Raw genomic sequence first — 24,675 nt, forward strand, 5'->3', positions numbered from 1 at the left:
GAGTAAAATTTTCCAAATAAAAGAGATATGATAAATATGTATATTTATATAATAAAATCGGTGGGCTATGCCCACCATGAGGAAAAATTAGGGGTTAAATTTACTGCGAATGGCTTCGATTCTTTTCCGGTTGACCCCTAAGTCTGATTCACCGAGACGGGAAGCGGAACGAACTTGAATGGTTGCTGCTTCGGGGTCTAAATAAAATTCTACATCATCGACAAATCCCATTAATTTACTGGTAAATTCGGCATAGATATAGTTGTGTTCAGCGGTAATGATTTTGGCATTTTCGCTCGCTTCTATAATTTCCTTTAGTTGCCCGATCGCCTCTGCGGGAGTTCCTTGATAGGTCAGCGGGGCAATTTGATGTTCCCCATCTCCGCTTTGACTAGACACGCAGTTGGGAGAAGCGGGACAAGTGGCTAAGGCACCATTTTTTACTCCTAAATTTCTGGGGCGATCGCCGGAAAAAGAAAATAGACTAGCCACCATTGTTTCTGGTAAGCGATCGTTGGCGATTGCCGGAAAAGTTGAGCCTAAAAAACCGCCGATGGTCAATACAAAAGCAAGGCAAATCGGCACAATTTTTAAGCGAAATAAGCGAAATAAGCAAAATAATCTTTGCATGGGTGTTCAGTAAAAAACCACGTCAATTTAGATATTAATGGGCGATCGGCAGATTGTAAAGGAATCTTATATCTAAGAAACGCTAAAAAAACCAATCATAACAGATAACAGATAATTAACAACAAACAACAAACAACAAACAACAAACAACAAACAACAAACAACAAACAACAAACATAAGTAAATTTGCCGATTTCACCAGAGAAAAGGTTGAATGAATCTGGGTGAGGTTATCAGTGCTTTAAGAAAAATGCTACTGTGGAAATAGGGCTGGGAAAAATGTTTCATCAATAGTCTGTGCTGAATGACCCGGAAAATCCCAAACAGATTTCTGGCGCGATCGCACAGCGGGCATCTTGCTTGATGGATTTAGATTGATCCCGGTAATCCCTAAGTAAGTTCCTGATTATGCCTACTGGTCAAGAGAAAAATAACTTATGACTGTGCTAGAAGCTGATTGGCAACACCATTTTATTGAAACCAACCGGATCCGTTTGCACTGTGTGAGTCAAGGAGAAGGTGAATTGGTGGTTTTGTTACATGGATTTCCAGAGTTTTGGTATTCCTGGCGATATCAAATACCAGCCCTGGCTCGATATTTTAAGGTTGTAGTTCCCGATTTACGGGGATATAATGATTCCGATAAGCCGGAAAGTGGCTACGATCTCGATACGTTAACGGCGGATATCCAAGGGTTAATTAAACAGTTAGGTTATGTGAAAGCCCATATTGTGGGACATGATTGGGGTGGGGCGATCGCCTGGAACTTGGCGCAAAAGTTTCCCCAATCTTTGGATCGGTTAGCGATTTTAAATGCCCCACATCCCCAACGGTGGTTAACAGAAATTGGCGGCAATTTCGATCAACTTCAGCGCAGTTGGTTTATCCTCGCTTGTCAATTGCCCGCATTGCCCGAATGGTTAATTCAGTTAAATTTACGCGAATTTGTAAAGAATATTTTTCAAAACGAAGCGATTCGCAAAGGGGCTTTTACTGCTGATTTAACTAAGATTTATCAAGATGCTCTGGCAAAACCGGGTGCTTTATCGGCGGCGTTGAATTATTACCGACAGTTAATGTCTCCGGGGAATTTATTGCAGACTTTGGCGCGATCGCCCAAACCAGTAAAATCCCCTACCTTAGTCCTTTGGGGTGAAAATGATTCTTTCCTCTCGCCAAAGTTTACTGAAGGGTTGGATAAGTTAATTCAAGCGCCGTTTGAACTAAAATTAGTGCCGCAATGTGGGCATTGGATTCAACAAGAAGTCCCCCATTTAGTCAATCGGGAATTAATCTCGTTTTTGCGTCAGTCGGGGAAAGGTTAATCACCACGACACAAAGAACACTTTCGACATAAAGAACATAAAAATATTCCTCGTTCCCAGAATCCAGTAACCAAAAATTTTAACTTTTGACTACTGGATTCTCGTTTTTTGGCCTGTTCCTGGGCTGAATTGATTAATTGATACCAAATCCGATTCTCAAAACCCACTGATAAAGCTAGATGTCATTCCCGCGAATGCGGGAATCCACAGGCGTTTTAGGGGATTACCATAGTCAATATATAGCGCGTCTAAATCAGTTGGCAAATAAACCCTCACGATGGCGGCCCCCTCTCCCATGCATGGGAGAGGGGAGCCGATTTGTCAAATTCATTTAGACTCGCTATATGAGAACGGGATTTGGTATGAATTATCATAGATATAAACTGTTGAGGCCAGATATGCAAATCAAACAATTTAAATACCCAGTGGAACAAAGTGAACCGCCACGTCCGGCGAGAGAAACTTTGCCCACCATGTATGATTTACCTAGTGAAAATCCGGAGGAACCTGGTTTGCCTGACGAATTCCACGATCTTCAACCCGAACTGTTACGATTCACTTTTCGCCCCCCGAATTACCCAGCAGAACAATTGTTTTGCGGCAGTGATATGAACCTTTACTACGATGTGCGACACCCTTACTGGTATAAAAGACCAGATTGGTTTGCGGTAGTCGGAGTGTCCAGACTTTATGAAAATCAGGATTTACGCTTAAGTTATGTGATGTGGCAAGAAGCAGTCCGTCCGACAGTGGTGGTGGAGTTATTGTCACCAGGAACGGAAAAAGAAGACTTGGGTTCAACAGTCCGCTTAAGTAGCGACCCACCGACGAAATGGGAAGTTTATGAGCGGATTTTAGGGGTGCCCTATTATATAGTGTTCGATCGCTACACCGATGAGTTAAAAGCGTTTGTTCTGATGGCTGGATCTTATCAGCAGATTTCGCTACAAGAACCGAAAATTTGGATGCCCCAATTAGAATTAGGTTTGGGTTTGTGGTGGGGAGACTATGAGGGAATTACTTGCCGCTGGTTGCGCTGGTACGATGCCCAAGGTAATTGGATTTTGACTCCCAGTGAACGGGAAGCCGTTGTTCAGCAAGAACTAGAAACCGAACGGCAACGTGCGGAAGCGGAACGATCGCGTAGTGAGCGTTTAGCAGAATTATTGCGTACCCAAGGAATTGACCCGGATTCTATTACTTGAAAATACTATTTCACCAGGGGCGATCGCTATAATAATTCCTATTCGATCGGAAATCAAACATAGGGACGGATTTAAATCCGTTCCTATCAGAACAAAACCCGTTTTCAGGGTGTTTAACTGTTACGGATTATCAATTAGCAACAAAACAAGGATTTTGCGTATCTTGTCGATGTCTAACTTTAACTCGGTCTAGGTCAGTTCGTAGGGGCGCAATGTTTGCGCCATAAAATGAGCGCAGATGAGGGAATCAGTTTTTTTGAGCAGCGATCGGGAGATTCTATGTTTAGAAATAAGTTTCAAATTTTTGATTAATTTAGGGAAACTATGGGATAATATACCTGCGACACCTGCGACTACAGGGCAATGGCAGCTTACTGAGAAATGTGGCTGTAACATCTTCATATCTCAGGAGACACATGAATAAAAATCTCCCCGAAATCTTTGCAGCGGTTGAAAACCGAGTCAACCATTTAGGTCAGTCTTGGCAGAAATTTTCTCAAGAAATTTCTCAGTATTTACCAGAAACTTATCAGCCAGAAATTCAAGAAATTTCGACCCAGTTAGCAAAAGCAACAGAAAAGTTGTTAAATGAACTGCATCATCCCACCCTAGCGATCGCCACCACGGGCACCACTAGCAGTGGTAAAAGCACTCTGGTCAATTTACTTTGTGGGGCGGAAATTGCCCCAGTTGCGGTAAGTGAAATGAGTGCCGGAGTTGTCACAATAGAATATAGTCTAGAAAAATCCTTAGTCATTCAGCAAACACCGGGCGCTACTTGGGAATGTGGGGAATGGCAAGGGATTAGTGAAACAGAAATTTGTCAACGCTTAAATCGAGTAATGACAAGTTATCTCGATCGCAAACAAAGCGACCCTCAGATTGCTTGTCCAATTTCGCTAATTCGTTATCCTTTCCGGCTTCAGTCTCAGTTACAATTACCCCCAGGCACAAAGGTAAAAATCATGGATTTACCGGGTTTAGCTTATGTGGGGGATGAAGGAAATGCTAATTTAATTCGCCAATGTCGTGAAGCGTTATGTCTCGTGACATATAATAGCGCCGAAACCGACCAGCAAAAAATCAACAATTTATTACAAGAAGTTGTTGAACAAGTCAAAGAATTAAGCGGTTCGCCAGCGCGGATGCTATTTGTGTTAAATCGAATTGATGTGTTTCGGGTTGATAATCATTGGCCTGAATCAGAACGAGGATATTGCTGAAAGTCAAATCCCTCCCCCAGAGAAAGTTGTGCGGGAAGTGACCACGGATCTGGCGGCGTTTCAGGAATCTTTAATGTTTGCTATTTTTGCTGCTGCGAATTTTGAGTCTTATTGTATTCAAGAGTTGCGCGGTTTAGTGGATAATTTCCGGGAAAAAGAAGGGGTTTGGAGTGGGGTGGCGATGAATGAATGGTATAGAAAAAATCCCGCGTTGTTGTCCCAGTTACCAGAAAGTTTACAACCCCAAGAGTTTAATGTAGAGGTCAGTCATTACCTGCGGCAGTTGGGGGTGGCTTTGAAGCGCGATCGCACATTTGATGATTAGGTTAAAAAATATAAGTCCAAAAAATATCAGGAAACGGCAATGCCAGGACACGGCATTGCCGTTTCCCTACGGGATGTTTTTTAACCATATATAATCGCAAAATTTAATCATCATTTTCGATCTCATCAAAAACTGGCGGCCAAAGTTCCACAATGGGCAACTCCCAACCGGGGAATAATTCGGGGATGGTTAATGTGTCTTCATTACCCAATGTAACAGCTTCTCCCGTCGGACGATAAATAGTTAATGTTTCCTCATCCGGGTCAATCAACATCCCCACCTTTGCCCCTAATTCTATAAAGGAAAGCAATTTTTGTTCTAAGGGTTTTATCCTGTCGCTTTGGGACTTAATTTCTACCACCAAATCAGGAACTAATTCGCCAAAATACCGCACGCTACGGCGCAACCGTTCCGCTTTGACAAAAGAAACATCCGGGGCTTTTAAATTAGCATCTGGCAGAATAAAACCTCCCGCAGAGTCAAACACGCGGCCCAACCGACGCGGATAAATCCAGTTACCTAGCAATCTAATTAATTGAACGCCCACTTCACTCGATATAATATCTGACGGCCCCATAACAGAAATTTGTCCTTTTTCCAGTTCTAATTGATAATCTAATCCGGCTTCCCGTAAGGTTGCTTGAACTTGTTCTAAGTCTTTGACGGTCATCGTGGCCATGACAACAGACTCCAATAATAAAAACTATGCTTATTTTAGCGAGGGATTGACTCGCTTGTTGGGGGCGATCGCCCTGGAAAGCTTCAAGAAATGAGCGCGATCGCTCACTCATCGCTCATTCATCGCTAATTATAAGTATAAACGCCGAGTATCAATACCGAGTATTAACACCGATGAGCGATCGCGGCCAATCCCACCCAGGGGATTTTGTAAAAAAATTTATCGTGAAACTTTAAGTGAGAATTACTAAAACCCAACTTTTGTAAGAAAATAGACCAAAGGATTGCAATTTAAAACGCTGATTATTGATTGATGATTGATTTTATCGAAGCGATCAACGATAGCGCCTACCAGATTGTAGAGAAAAATTTTTATACTAAAGTGTGAATTTATATCACTATAGTATCAAATTAGGAGCAAAATCACAAAAATCAAGGGGAATGGCTTTTCTGATTTAGGATCCGATTTTGATTCTCTCTGGTGTTGGTCGGCCTTGGATCAAACTCCCCAAAAATTAGCCCTGTATTGAGCGATCGGAGTTGACAAATTGACACAAACAAGCTATCTTTACGAAAAAAAGATGAATGTTCGTCGTTGGCCGGTCTTTAAAGGAAAGCTTTTTTGCTGAACGAATAGAAACCGTCAGAAATTCACTAGAAATTGGCGTCGGTTTGCTAACTAAATAGTAAATCTATTTAAAATTTCTGAGTAATTTCCCACGACCAATCATCGGAATGGCTTGTTAAGGTTGAGGGTTTTTTGTGACAATTTACGTTGGCAACCTGTCCTACCAGGCAACTGAAGAGGACTTGAAAACTGTTTTTGCCGAATACGGCTCAGTTAAGCGAGTGGTGCTTCCCACCGATCGCGACACAGGCAAGATGCGGGGCTTTGCTTTTGTAGAAATGACAGATGAAGCTCAAGAAGATGTAGCGATCGAAGAATTAAACGAAGCTGAGTGGATGGGGCGTGTCTTGCGAGTCAATAAAGCTCGTCCAAAAGAGAATAACCGATCGGGTGGTGGCGGTCGTCGCGGTGGGGGTGGCAGATCGTAACTCGTCGATCTGCTTTCGCCTATAAACACCCATAAATATTTGCTTTGGCCGCCAAAGGTGATTTAATTGTGAGTCGCCGGTTAAAGTGAATAAGCGAGTCATCGCCAAAAGCGATCGCCTCTGGTTGGAGCATAAAACATTTGATTAAATCGTTGAACCCCTCACCCCGATCCGATCTCTGATTACACAGAGAAACTGTACGGGCAGTGAGGGGTTTTTTTATTAAAAAGTATCAGGAACTACCATTTCCATCATCAATTCTAAAACTTAATTTATGTCTGCGACGATTGCATTAATTGCCCATGACCGGAAAAAAGACGAATTAGTCGCTTTTGTGAAAAAATATTCAGCCGTCTTTGCTCGGTATAAATTGATCGCCACAGGAACCACCGGACAACGCATTCAACAAGGAACAGGGTTAGAAGTTGAGCGATTATTATCCGGGTCAATGGGAGGGGATATTCAAATCGCCGATCGCCTAGTCACAGGACAACTAGCCGCCGCGATCTTTTTAATCGATCCCCTCTACGCACAACCCCACGAACCAGATATTCAACCATTACAGCGGCTGGCAGCGGTTCATAATGTGCCATTGGCGATTAATTTAGCCACCGCAGAGGCGATCGCTTCCGCCTTAGCCAAATCTTATGTCGCCCACTTAATTTATAACCCGATTGCCGGTCAAGGCAATGCGGAAGAAGACTTAAATTTAATCCAAAAAATATTAGAACCGCAACTCCATTTAGAAGTTCACTTAACCACCCCAGAAATTAGCGCCGAAGAATTAGCTAACCGGGCGATCGTGGCTCAACCGGATATCATCATTGCCTCTGGAGGAGATGGCACAATTTCTGCGGTAGCAGGCCAATTAATTAACACCAACATCCCGTTAGGAATTATTCCCAGGGGAACCGCCAATGCCTTTGCCGCAGCCCTAGGAATTCCCACCACAATTACCCCGATTAGAAGTGCTTGTGAAGTTATTTTAGCCGGCAAAACTGTGGTCGTTGATGCCGCTTACTGCAACGATTTACCCATGATATTACTGGCCGGTATTGGCTTTGAAGCAGAAACCGTTGAACGGGCTTCGCGGGAAGCCAAAAACCGCTGGGGGCCATTGGCTTATATTATCGCTGGTTTTCAACAGTTAAATCAGCAACAACTCTTTGAAACAGAAATAGAAATCAAAGAGGTAGTTAGAACCCTTAAAGCAGCGGCAGTCACCATTGCCAATGCAGCGCCCCCCAGTTCAATTATGGCACAAGGCATGGGCGAAGTAATAGCAACTGATGGCTTATTAAATGTCACCATTGCCGCCCCAGAAAATGAACTAAAAATTGTCAACACAATGGTGGATCTGTTGGGCGCTGCCTTACTGGGAACTCCCACAAATCGCCTAGATATTATTAACTTGCGAACTCAAAAAATTAAAGTGCGGACAAACCCCTCGCAAAAAGTTGTGCTAGATGGGGAAATTATTGGCACCACTCCCATAGAAATCCAATGTATTCCTAATGCATTAACTGTATTGGCCACCCCCAAGAAAGGGGGAGAAATCGTTCCGGTAGAGTAAAAACCATATAATAACAATTTATGCCCCACTTATGCCCCACCATTTCTCATACTAAATTATCACATATGGTGGGGCATAAATTATCGCTGATAATCGCTGATTTTACCTCAAATTAACACAAATTACCCCGATTATTCCGCCACCCAAATGGCATGGAATCCATAAGGAACTCGCTGGGGAATCATCACCCTGGCCACAGGTGCATCGGTCAAATTTTGAGCATCAAAAACCACCAATTCTGATTGCTGCTCATTCTCGTCATGGACAAAAGTGATTAACCAACCATCATCTTCAACCGTCGCACCGGGACGAGGGGCAAATACTGCTTCTCCCCCATAACGACCAGCCCCAAAGTGATGAGTTTCTGACTGACCTTTTTCTAGGTCATACTTAATCAAACCTTCAAACAAAGGCATGGGATTATTGGCCATTTTTCCGGTGTAACCATATCGGTTTTTACGTCCTACTAAGGTTTCATTCATCCGAGGAAACTCTGAAGCCACATCATCAAGCATTTGTTCGCTAACATTGCCGGTTTTGAGATTAAATCGCCACTGATATAAACGAGGAATCCCCGCATCCGGGTCACTATTTGCCTCTGGAATTGGCACAATATTCATCGCACTCATGCGACAGGCGATCAAGATTACTTCATCTCCTGCCTCGTAAGCGTTGAGAATATGAAACAGGAAGCAACTATAACTTTCAAACCAGCGAATATTATCGTTATCGCCATGACGGGGAACGATGCCAAAACGACTGGGTAAATCCCGTTCAAACATTAAAAAAGGTTGCCCTTTTTGCATCCGTTCGGGGCGAAAAGTCAGGGGCAAGTCCATAAAGATAGTGTAATTTTCAGTAATAGCAAAATCGTGCATCATTACTGGGGTTGGCAACTCAATGGGGACAGTCTGTAACAGTTCGCCAGCGGCAGAAACCACACTATATTTTAAGTAGGGTGGTTGGGCTAATGAATACCCAAAAAACATCATTTCCCCCGTCACGGGGTCTACTTTCGGATGGGCGGTAAAGGCCGATGCTAATTTGCCATTGTAATTATATGCGCCGATGGTGTCTAAGTCTGGTAGCCGAATGGCGTGGGGGGCTCCAGCTTCCCAAAGGGCCAGCAGTTGCCCGGAATGCCAGACTAAGGCGGTGTTGGCGACATTTTTCACCGGGCCATAGGGATTATCCATTTGCGGTGGTTCTAAAAGTCCTGACCAGATGGCTTTTCCGGCTTGATGTTCGATTTGATATCCTTGGGTGCGGACATAGCGGTTACGATAGGAGGCTTTGCCGTTGTGAATTCTCACCCCATGTAACATTCCATCGCCATCAAACCAGTGATATTGCCCGATCGCCGGAAATTGAGGATTTGGGCCATTGCGAACAAACATCCCAGAAAGATCCGCAGGCAGTTCACCAATGACTTTGAGGTTTTCTGCCGTAATTTCTTGGTGAATTGGGGCAAAATTGCCGTCCAGATAAGGATTGACTAAAGTTGAGACCATGATTTTTTCAGGGATACCAGTCAGTTGAATCACTTTTATGATTAATTCAGCCTAACGCAATTTTCTATCGGCTGAACCAATGCCCGCCCATTTTTGACCAAATTTATCGGACAAATCCGCCGCCCCAAGCCAAAAATGCGCGGGAAGAGAGTCCCACTTCCCTATTCCCTACACTCATTCCCTACACTCCTTTTATTCCCACCTTAAATGTAAATGCTAAATGTAAATGCTATATTTATGATTCTTAATAAAATATCTTTAATTCATTTGGACAGTTTAAGTAAATGCAGTTAAAATATAAGGGTTGATAAATCATTCAAATAAAACCAATGAAGACGTTAAAAATTGACTTTAGTGCTTGCAGGCGTTTTTGGGCGGTAGCCAAACCATACTGGTGGGATTCTCAAGAAAGATGGAAAGCCATTGGGTTACTGTTATTGTTGATATTTTTATTAATGCTCCAAGCCAAGATGAATGTTCTCCAAAATGCCCAAAGAGGAGAGTTCACATCAGCCCTGGCTGAAAAAAATGCAGGCAGATTTTGGCAATCTGTCCTGACATATCTCGTGGCTTGTATGATTTTTGTGATTCTGCAAACTTTTGGTCACTATTTAGAAGATAAGATTCGCTGGTTTTGGCGCGGTTGGCTGACGAATTTATATCTTCAGAAATACATGAATAATCGCAACTTTTATTGGTTAGGAGATTGGAGGGCAAAAATTGATAATCCCGATCAGCGAATTTCTCAAGATATTGAAAATTTTTGCTATATGTCTCTGGTTTTGTTTATGCACTTTAGCTCATCTTTGGTTAATCTTATTGCTTTTGGGGTCGTTCTCTGGTCAATGTCTCACAATCTGGTGATTTTACTGATCGTTTATGCGGGTGTGGGAATGCTGATCGCGACGGTGGGATTTGGCCGGATTTTAATTCCCCTAAAAACCGAGCAACTCAAACGAGAAGCTAATTTCAGATTTGGCTTGGTACGCATTCGGGAAAATGCTGAGGCGATCGCCTTTTATGAAGGAGATAATCGGGAGTTAAATAATGTTAAGCAGATATTTAAGGCGGTTTTAAGTAATTACAACAAAATTATCCTCTGGGAGAGAAACTTAGAATTTTTTAGCAGTGGCTATCAGGTAATTACTTGGATATTACCGGCGGTAATTCTCGGTCCGAGGATCTTAGCTGGTGAAACGGAGGTAGGAATTTTGATCGAAGCAGGAGGGGCTTTTATCACTGTATTTAACTCTCTCATTGTGATTATCAGAGAGTTTGAAAAAACGACTCAGTTTGTGGCAGGAATTGAGCGTTTAGAAAGCTTGGAAAAAGTCCTAGAAGAACCAAAAGTATCGCCCAGTGATGGCAATCCAGCGATTGATACGATTGAAGATGCCAGTTTAAGTCTAGAACATCTGACTTTGCAAACTCCCAACTATCAACGGACTTTAGTTAAGGATGTATCTGTAGAGATGCAACCGGGAGAAAGATTGCTCATTGTCGGGGTAAGTGGTTGCGGTAAGAGTTCGATTTTACGAGCGATCGCCGGTTTGTGGAACTCTGGAACTGGGGCAATTCACCGACCGAAATTAGGGGAGATTCTTTTCTTACCCCAACGTCCTTATATGATTTTAGGTTCTCTGCGCGATCAACTGCTTTATCCCAGCACAAACCTGAATATTTCCGAGGAAGAAATATATCAGGTATTAAAACAAGTTAACTTGCCAGAGTTAGCGGAAAGGTTCGGTGGTTTAGATGCGATCGAAGACTGGGATCATGTGTTGTCAATGGGAGAACAACAGCGGGTGGCTTTTGCTCGTTTGTTGCTGACACATCCTCGTTATGCCATTTTAGACGAAGCTACGAGTGCGCTAGATGTGAAGAATGAGCAAAGTCTTTATAACCATTTGCAAAAGCTATCTACGATTTATCTTAGTGTGGGTCACCGTCCGACTTTGTTGCAATATCACCACAAAGTTTTGGAAGTCCATAATGATGAAACATGGCGCGTGATTTCTGCCCAAGATTACAATTTTATGTCAATGAATTAGTCAATTAATTAATCGGGAGATAACATAAGCGCGATCGCCCCTTTAATTTGCTGAAAATAATACTATTTACAAAAATTCATCCAAGATACCCTAACATTAGCATCCTCTTTCCTCTTTCCTCTCTCCTCTCTCCTCTCTCCTCTTTCCTCTCTCCTCTCTCCTCTCTCCTCTCTCCTCTTTCCTCCCATAAGTGTGGACTTTTGCCCACCCTACAATATAAATACTGATTGTTGCATAATTTTGTGTAAATGGTATTACCGCTGTTTTTGGTTAATAGTTAGCGATCGCCTCTAAACCGGATGCAGTAAACGGGGGATTGGTCAATTTTGATGGTTTTTAACAAAGCCAAATTTTTACCCTGCCAAAGTTTAATCGTCCGGTCTTCACTGGTAGTTGCCAGTAAATTTCCTGCCCCATTAAAACTAACACTATATATAATATGTTCATGGGCGGGAATTTTCTGGAGTAATGTGCCATCTAAACGCCAAATATTCACAATTCCATCAGCCCCAGCAGAGGCGATTAAATCCCCATCAGGATGAAAAGAAGTAGCGATCGCGGCATTATCATGTCCCTGCAATGTTTGCACCTGTCCACCCCTACCCCAAACTCGATCTCAGCGCCATAATTTTACGGTGCCGTCCCGACTTCCAGAGACAATTTTGTCACCGTTGGGACTAAAACTTACCGAGTAAACAATATGACCGGATAAGGTTCTTAAACAAATACCATCTAGATACCTTTCACAGTTCCATCCCCTCCCCATACGGCAATTAATTTTCCTTTGGGCATGAAACTGAGGCCAAAAACTCCCCCCATTTGAGCTTTAATAGTTTTGCTTAAATCGCTATTATAACGCCAAATTTTTATGGTATCATCGGCGCTGGCTGAAGCAAATTTTTGTCCATATGTACTAAAATCTAGGGCAAATACGGCATCACGATGGCTGTTCAATGTTCGCTGAGGCACATAATTACTGGCAAACGGATCCCACCGCCAAATTTTGATTTGGCCATCAGCACTACCAGAAACTAATAAATTGTGATCGGGACTAAAAGCTATGGTTAATACAGCAGATTTATGCCCTTTGAGAGTGGTCTGTAACTTGCCATTTGCCATAGTCTGATGGAGCGATCGCCTAATGCTTCAGCCAGCAATTCTTCTGTTTGATGATATGGTTGATGAGAATTTGGCATCAAGATATTGAGTAAAGTTAATAAAAATTTCCAAAATTAAATAATTTAAATATGCTCAATATGTCATAATATTCATAAAAATAAAAAAATCTCAAGATTATGAGTAACGTAGTCAAAGGACTGAATATCTATCTCATTGGCATGATGGGTGCGGGAAAAAGTACCGTAGGACGGCTGATCGCCAATCAGCTAGACTATCACTTTTTTGATACTGATGGCTTAATTTCTCAAGTAGCCGGACAATCAATTAATGAAATTTTTGCCACCGCTGGGGAAGAGGGTTTTCGGGATTTAGAAACTCAGGTAATTAGCGAACTTTGTGCCTATAAAAATTTGGTGGTAGCTACGGGGGGCGGTCTGATTATCCGACAAAAAAACTGGAGCTATCTACAACATGGGGTGGTGGTATGGTTGGATGTACCTGTGGAGCAACTTTATGCCCGTCTTCAAGAAGATACAACGCGACCTTTGTTAAGAGATCCTGACCCATTGGGCAAATTAAAGCGTCTTTTAAGCGATCGCCTCAATATGTATGCTCAAGCGGATCTCCACATCCAAGTGGACAGCCATGAAACTGCCGATGAATTAGCCGCCCGAATCTTACAAGAAATTCCCCAAGCTTTCAAGTCTGAAAACCAGAATGGAAAATTATCATAATTGGTTAAGATTTTGCCGTTTTTTCCTTTATAATCTCTTATTATCTCTGAGATAAGCGAAATCATCCCATGAGTCGATTCACATCAAGAATTAGTGACAAGACTTAGTGACAATCTTGAATGCTCATTTTAAGGAATGTAGACAAATATGATGACTGATACGATGAATGAAAATCAATCCCTGAAAAACTTGCCGGATAGCGTGCGCGTGAAAGTGCTCAGTGAAGCACTGCCTTACATTCAAAAGTTTTCCGGTCGGACGGTGGTGGTAAAATATGGCGGCGCGGCCATGAAAGATAGCACTCTCAAAGATCAAGTCATGCGGGACTTGGTATTTCTCTCCTGTGTGGGAGTGCGTCCGGTACTCGTTCATGGGGGCGGCCCAGAAATTAATTCTTGGCTGGCCAAATTAAATATTGAACCGCAGTTTAAAGATGGTTTACGAGTAACTGATGCGGCCACAATGGATGTGGTAGAAATGGTGCTCGTGGGCAGAGTTAATAAAGAAATTGTGTCATTAATTAATCAAGCTGGGGGCAAAGCCGTCGGTATTTGTGGCAAAGATGGCAATTTGATTAAAGCACGGCCAGAAGGTCGTAAAGGAATTGGTTTTGTGGGGGAAGTCAATTCGGTGGATATCAAAATTTTAGATTGCTTGGTGAATAACGGTTATATCCCCGTGGTTTCCAGTGTCGCTGCTGATGAAAGTGGCCAAGCATATAATATTAATGCGGATACGGTGGCCGGAGAAATTGCCGCCGCTTTAAATGCCGAAAAATTGATTTTAATGACCGATACGGTGGGGATTTTGGAGGATTACCACGATCCTTCTACTTTACTGGATAAATTAGATATTAATAAAGCCCGCACTTTAATTCAAGATGGGATAGTTTCTGGGGGGATGATTCCCAAGGTGAATTGCTGCGTGCGATCGCTGGCCCAAGGGGTTCGTGCTGGTCATATTATTGATGGTCGGATTCCCCATTCTCTCCTCTTAGAAATTTTCACCGATAAGGGCATTGGTTCGATGATTGTGGCTTCAGAATATATTCGTTAACTTTCTCTCTAGACTCAATCATTGGTGTCTGGAAAATATGTGCATTGCTGCTCTGGTGAGATGACGGATTTCTTTAATCCGATCGAAAACCGGGTTTTTTCATAAACCCGGTTGTTTCACTGGTTTTTAATGATTTCTTATTGTACAGCAGAACAAATCATATTCCCATAGAAAATAGGGAAATCCAAGCCCAAAAATCAGCAGTGAAAATATATTTTTGCAGATTTTTGCAGATTTTTGCAGATTTTTGCATATTCTTGCCGTAAATTTATTCTCTTTCTGATTCTAATTGTTGCAATGCTTCTTGACGATAACCGAGCACATCTGCATCATTGGGTTGCAAGGCCAAGGCTTGATCGAAAGAGCCGATCGCCTCTTGGGGTTGCTGACAGTTCATCAAGGCCAAACCACGCACCACCCAAGCCGGATGATAATTCGGTTGTTGCTCAATCACTCGATCCAAAGAAGCGATCGCCTCTGGGTAATTTTTGTCATTCATAAAACACATACCTCGGTTAAACCAAGCATCGGGATAATGCGGTTGATGGGCAATAGCTTGATCGTAAGAAGCGATCGCCTCCGCATATCTGCCCAAATGCAATAAAGCATTACCTCGATTACTCCAAGCTTCGGCAAAATCTGGCTTTAACTTTAGCGCTTGTTCGTGAGAATAAATCGCCTCATCATATCGTTCTAATTGGCAAAGAACAACCCCGCGATTTTGCCACGCATTCATAAAATCGGGCTTGATTTGCAAGCATTTCTCATAAGAATCATTCGCTTCTTGGGGACGCTTCAGTAAAGTAAAGGTAAATCCCCGATTGAACCATAAATTCGGGTTATCAGGACTCAAATCGATCGCCGTATTAAAGATAATCAACGCATCTTCATATTCTTGTAAATTAAACAGTACCGCCCCTAAATTACTCCAAGCTTCAATAAAATCTGGCTTTAGCTTCAACGACTGCTGATAAGCGGCGATCGCCCCGGCAAAATCCCCGGCCTGAAATTTCTGGTTGCCCTCCTCAAACAAAGTCTTGACCACTTCCAGATTCTCTGGTGTCAGATTTTCTGATGTCAGATTTTCTGATGTTTCGGCTTCCGAACGATCCACTCCTGCTTCCTCGTCCGTCGGTGTAGAAGTCCACGACCCTTGACCCGCTTCTGTCCCTGTGGTTTCCTTTTCCTTTGAAACCGGAGAAGTTGCTGCCCCTGGTTGAGATGAAGATGGCGAAGTTGTCACCCGTTGAGATAACAACTGACTGCCGAGGTGATAAGCTACGGTACTGAATTCCCCACAATTGAACTGTCCCAGCTTCACCAGTCGTCTGCCTAAATCCATATTCTGAGTATTTTTCTTCAGCTTAGTCTCGCCAAACCGCTGTAACCAAGCCGCCCATAAAGCAAAATTGCCGCGATCGCCCAACGCTTCCAGGTATTTGACCACATCCTGTCGTTCCCAACCCAAACGCAACCCTTCAAGAATCTGATTAAACAATAAAAGATAATCCGCATCCTCCAGAGGAGGAAGTGGACCCTTGGGTGTAGAGTCCTCCAAAGCCCGATGTCGGTTTCCTGTCTTGTTAAACAACGGCCAAATCCCCATATCACCTTTTCTCCTATAAATCATCACTCGTGGCAAATTCTATCGGATCCTCAAAAGCGATCGCCTCCTTTGCCGCGTTTTCATATTAATCACTACCGATCAATATATCGCTCGTTATATCGATCGTTACAGCACTTGTCAGAGTTATGAAGTACAAAAAAACCCTGTCATTCCAGCCGATGGCGGCCTTCGCGGGGGTAAAGGCGGGAATCTGTGAAAACCTCTGTACTTCCCGAACGATAATAACCGCTATATAACGATCGCTATATCACTCGTTATAAAGTGCAAGTGTTTCCGTCTCTTTTCCTGAAATTCTCGGCAATTTTCCCATCACCGCGATCGGTCTATCGGGGGGCGATCGCCTCTTGAACCAGAGTCAGAGAATCCTTCGCCAACATATCTGTGGTCATTACTCAAATATCAGACAATTCTCAGAAAAAATACCTAATCAGCAACCGGCGATCGACCATCAAACGGAATCATCTCATCTATGGGATCGAAGGGCGATCGGGCTAATGGCTACTAGATATCCGCATCCAAGGCTGTTATGATTTAATCATTATTTAACGTCAGTGAATTACAATAATAAGTTTTGGGCAAATTTATTAGGCCAATTTAACTAACAAAATTCACCCTGGATTTAAGTCCCTGAATCTTGATATTCCGGCTTGACTTTCTCAAGGGATGTATTATGATTAAATCAAGCATAATGTTATTTAAAATACAAAATAGGGGGTGAGGTTTGTGCTAGAGGTAGTCAAGCAACAAAACTTCATGGTCGTTGATCTGAAAGAGGGCGTGAAAGTTCACACTCTCATCCCCAGCGAAAATCACGCAGCACTTCGGTGTGGTTTTGCCGGTTATCCTACTAATCCACGGTGGACCGCTGCCAAATTTCATGCATGGAAAACTGGGCAACAGTTAAAAGAATCACTCAGTCGAGGGGAAATGATTGTCCGTTCGGCTGATTCGATGCTAGTTGCCGCCTGCGAAACCCAGGACCAGCGCAAAAGTTCCCCACAAACTTCTGAATCAGAGAAATGTTCACCGAGTTTTTATGAATTTCTGATTAGTAGTTTCCGGATGTCGTTGCACATTAATCATCCGAGTGAAGGAGAGAGTCAACTAACCCCGTCTACGACTTCTCCCAATTCTCAGTCAAATAATCTCAATAATCATGACATGAAACAAGCTAACCAAAACCGGGTATCTCACAAATACAGTCGTGAATTTATAGAGGTTTATGCCGATCAAGGTTATTCTCAAGATGTCAGAAAAAAGTGTCTCCATCTCTACCTAGAAGGCAATGGATTCCGTCGTATAGAACGTCTAACTGGAGTGAGTCGTCATACACTGATTAACTGGGTCAAAGAAGCAGGGTCTTCTCTATAAAGCGAACCCGGTTATCAAGAAAATGCTTAATCTGACTGAAAAATCTATTCATTGTTGACCGTTGACCGTTATTGGTTGACGGTTATTTGTTGGTTTTTGGTTGGGGAAAGGGGAACGGGGAAAGGGGAACGGGGAAAGGGGAACGGGGAACGGGGAACGGTTATCAGGAAGAAGAAACAGAAAACCGTGGCAATAGTGCCTGTAGCAGTAGTTGCCTGTAGCAGTAGTTGCCTGTGGTTGTTGGTTGGGGAAAGGGGAAAGAGGAACGGGGAACGGGGAACGGGGAACGGGGAACAGTTATCAGGAAGAAGAAACAGAAAACCGTGGCAATAGTGCCTGTAGCAGTAGTTGCCTGTAGCAGTAGTTGCCTGTGGTTGTTGGTTGGGGAAAGGGGAAAGAGGAACGGGGAACGGGGAACGGGGAACGGGGAACGGTTATCAGGAAGAAGAAACAGAAAACCGTGGCAATAGTGCCTGTAGCAGTAGTTGCCTGTAGCAGTAGTCGCCTGTTGCCTGTGGTTGTTGATTGTTGATTGTTGATTGTTGGTTGTTGGTTGTTTGCACCAGAAGCCCCTCCGCTCCCCCGCACCATCCGCTCCCCCGCTCCCTACACCCTACACCCTACACCCTACACCCTACACGACGGCGGCTTCCCCCGCCCCACACCCTACACTGATGGCGGCCCTACACCCCACGCCCCTACTCTTAAAAAATGTGGGGAAATTGACACTGTTTTTGTTCATAAAACCGAACTTTACTCTCCGTTAATTTCCGATATATTAAATGGCATAAACAAACGGATCGTAACAGTGATTAATTGAACTGGAGGTTAACACTATGAGACTCGCTCCTTATTCTCCCTTCCGTGAAATTGAAACCATGCAACGGCAAATAAACCGTTTGTTTGACAACCTAGTCGGTTTCACTGAAGATGGGTACAATACATCCTTTATTCCTGCCGCCGAAATTGAAGAAACCGAGCAAGCTTTGCATCTCAAACTGGAAGTTCCCGGACTAGAACCGAAGGATCTAAATGTAGAAGTTACCGCTGATGCCGTCAGCATTAGCGGCGAACGGAAATCCGAAACCCGTACAGAAGAACAAGGGATGGTTCGCAGTGAATTCCGCTATGGCAAATTCCAACGATTGATTCCGTTACCTACCCGAATTCAAAATAACAATGTTCAAGCGGAATATAAAGATGGAATTCTGCATCTGACCTTACCAAAAACTGAAGAAGAAAAGAACAAAGTAGTTAAGGTGACTATCCAATAATCCTCTAAGTTTATACCCCCGGCTGTTTTGCCAACCGCCGGGGGCTTTTTGTGTTTTCTGTGCTACTAAGTATCTAAGTATCGTGGTCTTGGTTCAGTGATATGAATCAGGAATTGTGCTGATTATTCTAGATGCTGATAAATATATTTACTCATAAATAAATTAAAATGATAAACTTAAGGATTTCTTCAGATTGTTTTTGACTTAAGTCAATTAAATATACTAGGCGGCTAATTTATACTAATGCTCTGGGTGAAAATCTATCCAGGGTTGATTTGGATCTATCGGATCTCGATCGCACCTTGAAAAAACTTACTAGAGCGATCGCCCTCTCAAAATTGCAAACCATAACTGAATTTGAAGCGAAAAAAATGACTACTTTATTTGATAAACTAGGTGGCAAAGCTGCCGTTGACCTCGCTGTAGATAAGTTTTATGAACGGGTTTTAAACGACGATCGCATTAAGCATTTCTTTGCCAATACAGATATGGCGAAACAGCGATCGCACCAGAAGGCATTTCTCACCTATGCTTTCGGTGGCAGCGCTCGATATGATGGGCGCTATATGCGAGAAGCCCATAAAGCTTTAGTAGAAGAAGAAGGTTTAAGTAGCGAACATTTTGATGCGGTGGCAGAAGACCTGATGGAAACCCTCAAAGAAATGGGGGTTTCTGATGAATTATTAGCAGAAGTTGCGGCGATCGCGGCTGCCCCACAACACAAAAAAGATGTCTTAAATCAGTAGGAATTAACTCGAATTTGTCTTAAATCAGTAGGGTGGGCAATTGCCCACCCTACTTGCTTTACTCTATTTCAAAATTTGAAAGCTGTAAACTTCCAATACTGGGCCAATCATGGCCATTGTCATCACATCATCTCGCACTTGAGCATCTATGGTGACTTTGAGGCCGCTTTGCAATAACTCCGAGGGAAGTTCATAAAGTTCATAGGTTTTGCCCTCGTCGCTTTTCAAAGCCCAAGTCCCAGTACCCATGTTAATTCGTTGAATGGTGCCGGTTACGGTGATATTCATGCTAGTTTTTCTTCTCCTTTCATGGCTAAACGCGCTAAGGAGAAACATAACAGGGCATTCACCAATAAGAATAGACGGGCGCCGATACCGCTACCGATCCACAATAATGTGGGCGGGTTGAATAATAAGGCGCTAACGGCTAAACAACTAGCAACGCCGAGGGTTGAACCGATCGCAAACCATTTCCAGTCTCGGTGTCCTAGCAGCAGGATGACTAAAACCAGGGGAATGGCGATACTGGCAAAAATTGGGTTCAGGGCGCTACTGCCACTAATGGCGGTGCCCAGTTCGGGGATGGAACTACCCATAATTCGCATGGGCCATTGAGGTAAATCAAAGATATAGAAGCCGCGCAGGACGAATAACCCGGAACTGCCAAAAACTAAGCCGGTAGCGAGGTTCCAGTTCCAAGCAAAGGGGAAATAGTTCCGTAAGAACCAAGCCAGCAAATAGGAACCGAGTACCATTGCCAGTTTCGGTAACAGTGCGTAAGCGCCACCATCAATCCAGAAACGCGGATTCAAATAACCGTTATCCCGCAGCCAGCGGAAGAAGTCCCGGAAGGTGATTTGGCCTTTGGTGGCGATCGCCACGGCATTGGCGGCATCCAGTTGTCCGGCCCCAAAGTGGTTTAAGGGGTCATCTTTAATTGCCCGCGCCGACTGTTTGAGAATGCCAGTGACTTGTTCTGGGTCATCCACTCCAGAGGCTTTGATTAATGCCGCAACTCCCGCAACGTGGGGGGATGCCATGCTGGTGCCTTGGAAATAAGCAAACATGGGCTGGCCGGTTTGGGGGTTAATGGTTTCTTGGAGAATGCCCCCGCTTTCGGTTTCTGAGGTATCGCCACCAGGGGCGGAAATGTCTACACCCGCGCCATAGTTGGAGTAGGGAGATTTGACGCCAGCAGCGTTGATGGCGGAAACCCCAATCACATGAGAGTAACGAGCGGGATAGGAAGCGCTGTTATCATTGGAGTTGCCAGCGGCGGCAACGACGACCACTCCTTTGCTGTGAGCGTAGGCGATCGCCTCTTTCATGGCTTGGCTTTCGCCCCCACCACCGAGACTCATGTTAATTACATCGGCGCCGTTATCGGCAGCAAATTTAATCGCTTCGGCGATATCGGCGATCGTGCCACCACCACCAGCACTGAGGACTTTTAACGGCATAATGTTGGCTTGGTAAGCAATACCGGCAACACCATAACCGTTGTTGGTGGTTTGGGCAATGGTTCCGGCTACGTGGGTGCCATGTCCGTTGTCATCATCGGCTACTTCGCGATCGTTCACGAAATCGTAGCCTTTGACAAATTTGGTATCTTTTAGGTCGGGAACGCGAGAAACCCCCGTGTCAATCACTGCCACGGTGACGCCTTCCCCTTTGGTGTCTTCCCAAGCTTTTTCTACGTTAATGCTGCGGAAATTCCACTGTTTGCTATAGTCGGGGTCGTTGGGACTTCCCAGGGTACTATAGATATAGTTTGGTTCTATATATTCGGTATATCTACCAATTTCCGATTTTTTCAGGCGATCAAAAAGTGTGCGATCGCCCTTCACGATATATAGATTATCTGCCTGAGAAAATTCACTATTTAAACGAGGCGCAAGCTGATACTCTTGAGTGAGTATGCTAAGTTTTTTGTCAATTTGGCTGGGAGAAATATCTTCACGAAAATCCAAGACAATGGACTCGTAAGCGCCTTGGGCCGCCAATCCCTGAAAGGAGGCGATCGCCCAAATTAGCCCAACCAAAAATAAACCGAGCAAGAAAAATTTTTTCATCGTCAAAATTTGGTGTAGAGCCTGTGTTTCTACCAGGATAGCTCATCGAGAGTGGAGATGTGGGGTGTGGTGGGGTATGGGGTGTAGGGTGTGGGGTGTCGAAGCGGATGTGGGCAACGGTATTGTTGACTATTTTATTTTGGAATAGCGATGGGCAACGGATGGGATGACTGATCGGATAACGGATGGGCAAGAGATGAAAGGGCGATCGCTTATTGACCCTTAATTCAACCGTCCCCCTGGAGTGACATTGATATGTTAATATTTATTAAGAATTTATTAATAAATCGCCTCTGAAAAATTAAGGATTAATTCCAATTCTTCTCCGTAAAAACTCGTAAATTGCTGGTTTTTTGATGCGATCTGGGAGTTTTTGTGCAATTCAATTTGGTAGGATATATCAGTAATTTTACGCATTTTTTTTCAATTTTTAATATAATTAAAACATGATTTTAATATCTTACAGTATTTTTTTGTATTAATTTAATAAATTAATGCATTAAATTATTCAGTTTTTATTGCTAAGTATCCTGAATAATTTATGATAATTTTCTGTATCAAAAATATACAAAAAAAATCTATTTATCCGTAAAAATATGTAAAAATTTCGCAGGAAAATAAAAAACAATCGATATCGCTGAGTCAATCGGCGGCTAGAACGCCGATTGAATGAACGATCTGGGGCAATATTGGTAGGTTCGGAAAGTGAGCGATCGCTGTATCCCGGTCATTTTAGCTCAGTTGTGGCTCATTGCGGTTCAATTTTAGATCACTTGGGTTCAATTTTTCCTGAGTTTTAGATCAGTTTGCCTCTCAAATATCTCTATTTCAGCGACAAAAGTGATCTGACAATTTTACGGAAGATAACCAATACTTAAATCAACAAATTTGGACATTCGTCCCGGGTTTCTAGCAAGATTTTGGCTTAATCACCAAGATTTTTCTAAGAAACCCGGTTTCTAATCTCCCTCGCGATCGCCGACTTCACTGCTGCTGGTGGCCAAAAAGATGCGATCGGTCGGGCAGATTATCTCACTTATAAAAGCCTTACTATTGTATATGTTAATGCCGATAGCTGGATTAAGAACGCCGCGAATGATGAACTATTGGCAATGCTTTCCGGGGTTAATGCCAATCAGATTAATCTTTCTCACTTTCAATTTATTTATCACTTAAGTAAGATAACGACTGAACCACAGAGACACAGAGGACACAGAGGATATCTCCTTTGTGTTCTCTGTGTCTCTGTGGTGAAATTTTTGGCAGGGGATTGGCAGCGAATAAAAAGGCGATCGCAAAAAACCACTCTACTTTGTGCTCTTTGTGTCTTTGTGGTGAAATTAACCTTACGGCTGTATCGACAAATATTTTTTCATTATGGGTATGCTTCTCGCTTCGGGGTTCCGTGAATATAATGGTCATGCTGGTGGGCTAAATCTTCAATGCCCGTATCTACTTGGCAATCTGCTAATATTTGATTGAGTTCTTCCCAATCAGAACCCTCCAAATCTTCTGAGGGATTCTCTTGTTCCACGAATGTAATGATGACTTGCTGCCCTTCTTTGGCTGCGATCGCCTCTAATGGATGAACTACCCCGTTATTAAATGTGCCTTTAACTGAAACCATAATTAACTCCATTTTTGACTATTTATAGTATATCACAATCAATGATTTACAGCGCTTTTTGGCTGACTAAACCACACTCGCTTTAGGGTTGATTCGTTTTCTCGCCAATAGTCGGAGTTGTTTAATCCCCAAATAAAAAACCCCGGTTTTCTTCAATAAACCGGGGTTTTGGGATTAGACATCGGATTAATAAGCAGAAATGAAATCTCTAGTGGAGAGTTGAATTGTATCATTAGATGTGGATACACCCAAGGCAACCGCTAAAACTTCATTAGGATTACTTTTTAAAACAATCGCGGTATCATTACTAGAATAGCCATATCCACTACCAGAACGTAACAGATATTGACTCAGACTTCCTTGAACTTTGATTCGATCTTGTCCTTTGGTAAAGTCTTCAATCACAGCCCAGCTAGAACCGAGATAGCCTTTGCCGTAGTAATCACCAATCACAAAGGTATCGGCACCAGCATCACCGCGTAAGCGATCTTTTTCTCCATTTCCACCAGTGCCACTGTACCAAAAACCATCTAAAACATCGTTACCTGCTCCACCAATCAAGGTGTCATTTCCCAGGCCACCCAGCATCGAATCATTACCATCATTTCCATACAGTAAATCATTACCTGTATTGCCCTTCAGAGTGTCATTGCCTGCGGCTCCCGATATAGTATCATTCCCAGCCAAACCGTCAATATTGTCGTTGCCAGAAGTCCCGGTAATATTATCATTTCCGGCTGTGGGAGTTCCTGAGATTGGAAAACCGCTACCACGAGACTGCCAAAAAGCTTGTAGCGGACTCATGGTGTTATTTAAAACAAAGTTTTGATCGGGACTAGCACCGTTAGTCACCGTATAAGTGCGACGATTAGGTTGGACTTCTAGATGCAAATGAGGTGCTGCGGGATTACCTACTGAAGCTAGTTGTTGTCCTGCATTAATTCGTCCACCAATTGGGACTTTCAGACTTTGCAAGTGACCATAAACCCAAAGATGACCATCATCTCCTTGGACAGCCACAAAACGGTTATTAGTCTGAGGAGTTCTTTGCAGTTCAATTAAAGTTCCACCAACAGCAGCTTTTACTGGTGTTCCAAGTGGCGCACCGATATCAGTACCAGCGTGCCATTTTCCGTAGCCGGTACGATAACTTTGGTCATAAGCGTAACCTGCGGTCATTTTGTACGGCTGTCCCAGAATTGCTGTGGATAAATTGCTGAAAACCTGTTTAACTGCCGCTGAACTTTCTCCATTTGATAGATTACCATCAAACAGAATGTCATCACCACTCTGACGAGCCCATTGGTTATTTGTTGTAGGTAAAGACATAGATTTTTATCCTTATCACTAAGAAAATTAACAATTTTACAAGCAATCTTGTTGCCTGTTTTTCTCTTGTTCTTTCTTAAGTTTGAATTACACAAACTACACATACAAGCCTTTGTGCAAAATGCACTTGCACAAAATTTGTG

General features: G+C 43.2%; 23 protein-coding genes. 12 read left to right on the plus strand and 11 right to left on the minus strand.

All coding sequences use genetic code 11. From position 1 onward, the window contains the following. Positions 1-87: 87 nt before the first annotated feature. On the minus strand, positions 88-630 hold the full coding sequence (locus ABWT76_RS15260; RefSeq protein WP_156331457.1) for a DUF1499 domain-containing protein: 543 nt from the start codon (positions 628-630) through the stop codon (positions 88-90). Between the two features lie 437 nt (positions 631-1,067). Here ABWT76_RS15260 and ABWT76_RS15265 point away from each other — a divergent pair, with 437 nt between their 5' ends. The 4 genes from ABWT76_RS15265 (at position 1,068) to ABWT76_RS15280 (ending at position 4,708) form a co-directional block, all read left to right on the plus strand. After that, on the plus strand, positions 1,068-1,955 hold the full coding sequence (locus ABWT76_RS15265; RefSeq protein WP_054464334.1) for an alpha/beta fold hydrolase: 888 nt from the start codon (positions 1,068-1,070) through the stop codon (positions 1,953-1,955). A gap of 398 nt (positions 1,956-2,353) precedes the next feature. Further along, entirely contained in the window at positions 2,354-3,160 is an 807-nt protein-coding gene (locus ABWT76_RS15270) for a Uma2 family endonuclease (protein ID WP_354636377.1), read from the plus strand. Between the two features lie 416 nt (positions 3,161-3,576). Further along, a complete protein-coding gene (locus ABWT76_RS15275; RefSeq protein WP_354634558.1) occupies positions 3,577-4,383 on the plus strand; it encodes a dynamin family protein in 807 nt (268 codons plus the stop codon). Beyond that, positions 4,343-4,708 carry a hypothetical protein gene (locus ABWT76_RS15280; RefSeq protein WP_190877534.1) on the plus strand — a complete coding sequence of 122 codons (366 nt, stop codon included), beginning with the start codon at positions 4,343-4,345 and terminating at the stop codon, positions 4,706-4,708. Before ABWT76_RS15275 ends, ABWT76_RS15280 begins: the two co-directional genes overlap by 41 nt. A 103-nt stretch (positions 4,709-4,811) precedes the next feature. On the opposite strand, the gene ABWT76_RS15285 is transcribed toward ABWT76_RS15280, so the two are convergent. Continuing rightward, positions 4,812-5,387, minus strand: a complete 576-nt coding sequence (locus ABWT76_RS15285) for a Uma2 family endonuclease (protein ID WP_054464340.1) — start codon at positions 5,385-5,387, stop codon at positions 4,812-4,814. A gap of 761 nt (positions 5,388-6,148) precedes the next feature. Here ABWT76_RS15285 and ABWT76_RS15290 point away from each other — a divergent pair. Then, positions 6,149-6,442, plus strand: coding sequence for an RNA-binding protein (locus ABWT76_RS15290; protein WP_054464341.1), 294 nt, complete (start codon positions 6,149-6,151; stop codon positions 6,440-6,442). Between the two features lie 274 nt (positions 6,443-6,716). After that, positions 6,717-8,015 carry a methylglyoxal synthase gene (gene mgsA / locus ABWT76_RS15295; protein WP_054464342.1) on the plus strand — a complete coding sequence of 433 codons (1,299 nt, stop codon included), beginning with the start codon at positions 6,717-6,719 and terminating at the stop codon, positions 8,013-8,015. Positions 8,016-8,146: 131 nt separating this feature from the next. On the opposite strand, the gene ABWT76_RS15300 is transcribed toward mgsA, so the two are convergent. Then, positions 8,147-9,526: a carotenoid oxygenase family protein gene (locus ABWT76_RS15300; RefSeq protein ID WP_190877536.1), complete on the minus strand. Its 1,380-nt coding sequence runs from the start codon at positions 9,524-9,526 to the stop codon at positions 8,147-8,149. A 329-nt stretch (positions 9,527-9,855) separates the two neighbouring features. On the opposite strand from ABWT76_RS15300, the gene ABWT76_RS15305 reads away from it, so the two are divergent. Further along, the gene (locus ABWT76_RS15305) at positions 9,856-11,577 is read left to right on the plus strand and encodes an ABC transporter ATP-binding protein/permease (protein ID WP_054464343.1); all 1,722 of its coding nucleotides are present in this window, start codon (positions 9,856-9,858) and stop codon (positions 11,575-11,577) included. 277 nt (positions 11,578-11,854) lie between these two features. Here the strand turns inward: ABWT76_RS15305 and ABWT76_RS15310 are convergent, their stop codons facing one another. From ABWT76_RS15310 to ABWT76_RS15320, 3 genes are read right to left on the minus strand one after another with little or no spacing between them, the layout of a single operon-like run. Next, positions 11,855-12,166: a hypothetical protein gene (locus tag ABWT76_RS15310; RefSeq protein WP_354634559.1), complete on the minus strand. Its 312-nt coding sequence runs from the start codon at positions 12,164-12,166 to the stop codon at positions 11,855-11,857. 27 nt (positions 12,167-12,193) lie between these two features. Beyond that, positions 12,194-12,343 (minus strand): WD40 repeat domain-containing protein, encoded by a 150-nt coding sequence (locus tag ABWT76_RS15315; protein WP_354634560.1) that lies wholly within the window; start codon positions 12,341-12,343, stop codon positions 12,194-12,196. Then, positions 12,310-12,696 carry a hypothetical protein gene (locus tag ABWT76_RS15320; protein ID WP_354634561.1) on the minus strand — a complete coding sequence of 129 codons (387 nt, stop codon included), beginning with the start codon at positions 12,694-12,696 and terminating at the stop codon, positions 12,310-12,312. Before ABWT76_RS15320 ends, ABWT76_RS15315 begins: the two co-directional genes overlap by 34 nt. Before the next feature lie 176 nt (positions 12,697-12,872). Here ABWT76_RS15320 and ABWT76_RS15325 point away from each other — a divergent pair, with 176 nt between their 5' ends. Beyond that, positions 12,873-13,430, plus strand: coding sequence for a shikimate kinase (locus tag ABWT76_RS15325; protein WP_054464345.1), 558 nt, complete (start codon positions 12,873-12,875; stop codon positions 13,428-13,430). A 147-nt stretch (positions 13,431-13,577) separates the two neighbouring features. Continuing rightward, a complete protein-coding gene (argB, locus tag ABWT76_RS15330) occupies positions 13,578-14,486 on the plus strand; it encodes an acetylglutamate kinase (RefSeq protein WP_054464346.1) in 909 nt (302 codons plus the stop codon). 268 nt (positions 14,487-14,754) lie between these two features. Here argB and ABWT76_RS15335 read toward each other — a convergent pair whose 3' ends face one another. Further along, positions 14,755-16,077 carry a tetratricopeptide repeat protein gene (locus ABWT76_RS15335; RefSeq protein ID WP_354634562.1) on the minus strand — a complete coding sequence of 441 codons (1,323 nt, stop codon included), beginning with the start codon at positions 16,075-16,077 and terminating at the stop codon, positions 14,755-14,757. A 759-nt stretch (positions 16,078-16,836) separates the two neighbouring features. On the opposite strand from ABWT76_RS15335, the gene ABWT76_RS15340 reads away from it, so the two are divergent. The 3 genes from ABWT76_RS15340 (at position 16,837) to ABWT76_RS15350 (ending at position 19,504) form a co-directional block, all read left to right on the plus strand. Further along, the gene (locus ABWT76_RS15340; protein WP_156331458.1) at positions 16,837-17,484 is read left to right on the plus strand and encodes a hypothetical protein; all 648 of its coding nucleotides are present in this window, start codon (positions 16,837-16,839) and stop codon (positions 17,482-17,484) included. Between the two features lie 836 nt (positions 17,485-18,320). Next, positions 18,321-18,758 (plus strand): Hsp20/alpha crystallin family protein, encoded by a 438-nt coding sequence (locus tag ABWT76_RS15345; RefSeq protein ID WP_054464348.1) that lies wholly within the window; start codon positions 18,321-18,323, stop codon positions 18,756-18,758. Positions 18,759-19,033: 275 nt separating this feature from the next. Then, on the plus strand, positions 19,034-19,504 hold the full coding sequence (locus ABWT76_RS15350; RefSeq protein WP_231636533.1) for a group 1 truncated hemoglobin: 471 nt from the start codon (positions 19,034-19,036) through the stop codon (positions 19,502-19,504). A 63-nt stretch (positions 19,505-19,567) separates the two neighbouring features. Here the strand turns inward: ABWT76_RS15350 and ABWT76_RS15355 are convergent, their stop codons facing one another. The 4 genes from ABWT76_RS15355 to ABWT76_RS15370 all read right to left on the minus strand — a co-directional run bounded on the left by ABWT76_RS15355 (position 19,568) and on the right by ABWT76_RS15370 (position 24,532). After that, positions 19,568-19,792 carry a hypothetical protein gene (locus tag ABWT76_RS15355; RefSeq protein ID WP_054464349.1) on the minus strand — a complete coding sequence of 75 codons (225 nt, stop codon included), beginning with the start codon at positions 19,790-19,792 and terminating at the stop codon, positions 19,568-19,570. Further along, positions 19,789-21,576 (minus strand): S8 family peptidase, encoded by a 1,788-nt coding sequence (locus tag ABWT76_RS15360; RefSeq protein WP_054464350.1) that lies wholly within the window; start codon positions 21,574-21,576, stop codon positions 19,789-19,791. The genes ABWT76_RS15355 and ABWT76_RS15360 overlap by 4 nt, the downstream gene beginning before the upstream one ends. A 1,375-nt stretch (positions 21,577-22,951) precedes the next feature. Beyond that, positions 22,952-23,203 carry a hypothetical protein gene (locus ABWT76_RS15365; RefSeq protein ID WP_054464503.1) on the minus strand — a complete coding sequence of 84 codons (252 nt, stop codon included), beginning with the start codon at positions 23,201-23,203 and terminating at the stop codon, positions 22,952-22,954. Between the two features lie 186 nt (positions 23,204-23,389). Beyond that, positions 23,390-24,532: a peptidoglycan DD-metalloendopeptidase family protein gene (locus tag ABWT76_RS15370; RefSeq protein ID WP_354634563.1), complete on the minus strand. Its 1,143-nt coding sequence runs from the start codon at positions 24,530-24,532 to the stop codon at positions 23,390-23,392. Between the last annotated feature and the right edge of the window lie 143 nt (positions 24,533-24,675).

The sequence above is a fragment of the Planktothricoides raciborskii GIHE-MW2 genome (assembly GCF_040564635.1).
Taxonomy (GTDB): domain Bacteria; phylum Cyanobacteriota; class Cyanobacteriia; order Cyanobacteriales; family Laspinemataceae; genus Planktothricoides; species Planktothricoides raciborskii.

Coding starts and splice junctions, on each gene's coding strand:
- ABWT76_RS15270 (WP_354636377.1), top strand. CDS start 2,354: ATGCAAATCAAACAATTTAAATACCCAGTGGAACAAAGTGAACCGCCA.
- ABWT76_RS15260 (WP_156331457.1), bottom strand. CDS start 630: ATGCAAAGATTATTTTGCTTATTTCGCTTATTTCGCTTAAAAATTGTG.
- ABWT76_RS15365 (WP_054464503.1), bottom strand. CDS start 23,203: ATGGTTTCAGTTAAAGGCACATTTAATAACGGGGTAGTTCATCCATTA.
- ABWT76_RS15315 (WP_354634560.1), bottom strand. CDS start 12,343: ATGGGGAGGGGATGGAACTGTGAAAGGTATCTAGATGGTATTTGTTTA.
- mgsA (WP_054464342.1), top strand. CDS start 6,717: ATGTCTGCGACGATTGCATTAATTGCCCATGACCGGAAAAAAGACGAA.
- ABWT76_RS15300 (WP_190877536.1), bottom strand. CDS start 9,526: ATGGTCTCAACTTTAGTCAATCCTTATCTGGACGGCAATTTTGCCCCA.
- argB (WP_054464346.1), top strand. CDS start 13,578: ATGATGACTGATACGATGAATGAAAATCAATCCCTGAAAAACTTGCCG.
- ABWT76_RS15325 (WP_054464345.1), top strand. CDS start 12,873: ATGAGTAACGTAGTCAAAGGACTGAATATCTATCTCATTGGCATGATG.
- ABWT76_RS15275 (WP_354634558.1), top strand. CDS start 3,577: ATGAATAAAAATCTCCCCGAAATCTTTGCAGCGGTTGAAAACCGAGTC.
- ABWT76_RS15265 (WP_054464334.1), top strand. CDS start 1,068: ATGACTGTGCTAGAAGCTGATTGGCAACACCATTTTATTGAAACCAAC.
- ABWT76_RS15345 (WP_054464348.1), top strand. CDS start 18,321: ATGAGACTCGCTCCTTATTCTCCCTTCCGTGAAATTGAAACCATGCAA.
- ABWT76_RS15360 (WP_054464350.1), bottom strand. CDS start 21,576: ATGAAAAAATTTTTCTTGCTCGGTTTATTTTTGGTTGGGCTAATTTGG.
- ABWT76_RS15355 (WP_054464349.1), bottom strand. CDS start 19,792: ATGAATATCACCGTAACCGGCACCATTCAACGAATTAACATGGGTACT.
- ABWT76_RS15305 (WP_054464343.1), top strand. CDS start 9,856: ATGAAGACGTTAAAAATTGACTTTAGTGCTTGCAGGCGTTTTTGGGCG.
- ABWT76_RS15320 (WP_354634561.1), bottom strand. CDS start 12,696: ATGGCAAATGGCAAGTTACAGACCACTCTCAAAGGGCATAAATCTGCT.
- ABWT76_RS15285 (WP_054464340.1), bottom strand. CDS start 5,387: ATGGCCACGATGACCGTCAAAGACTTAGAACAAGTTCAAGCAACCTTA.
- ABWT76_RS15370 (WP_354634563.1), bottom strand. CDS start 24,532: ATGTCTTTACCTACAACAAATAACCAATGGGCTCGTCAGAGTGGTGAT.